Genomic DNA, 481 nt, shown 5'->3' with positions numbered 1-481 from the left:
TCGGGCCGCGTTCGACGATCGGCTCCAGGGCCTTTTCTACCGGCACATTTGGGGCGTCGGTAATACTCGTCAACGCTGCTTCAGGGTTATAGGCCCACTTGACGCCGTTGATCAGCACCTTCTGGATGGTGGCGTCGTGATAGGTCGGATAGGTCTCGTGGCCGGGGCGGAAATAGAAGATGTTGCCGGCGCCGCGCCGCCAGGTCAGGCCCGAGCGGAATACTTCGCCGCCCTGGAACCAGGAGATGAACACCGTTTCCAGCGGTTCCGGCACCGAGAACTGCTCACCGTACATTTCCTCGTTTTCGAGCTCGAAATGTTCGCCGATGCCGGCGGCGATCGGATGGCGCGGATTGATCGTCCACAGGCGCTCGCGCTCACCGGCCTCGCGCCATTTCAGTGCGCAGGGCGTGCCCATCAGCCGCTTGAAGATCTTGGAGAAATGGCCGGAATGCAGCACCAGCAGGCCCATGCCTTCCCA

General features: G+C 62.0%; 1 protein-coding gene. It reads right to left on the bottom strand.

Annotated elements, in window-relative coordinates:
* Positions 1-481, bottom strand: a 481-nt coding sequence (locus AF337_RS14890) for a ThuA domain-containing protein (RefSeq protein WP_193393621.1), incomplete at both ends; no start/stop codon positions are given.

It is taken from the genome of Rhizobium ecuadorense (genome assembly GCF_001187535.1).
GTDB classification, from domain to species: Bacteria; Pseudomonadota; Alphaproteobacteria; order Rhizobiales; family Rhizobiaceae; genus Rhizobium; species Rhizobium ecuadorense.
This window is presented reverse-complemented; position numbering and strand designations above follow the sequence as displayed.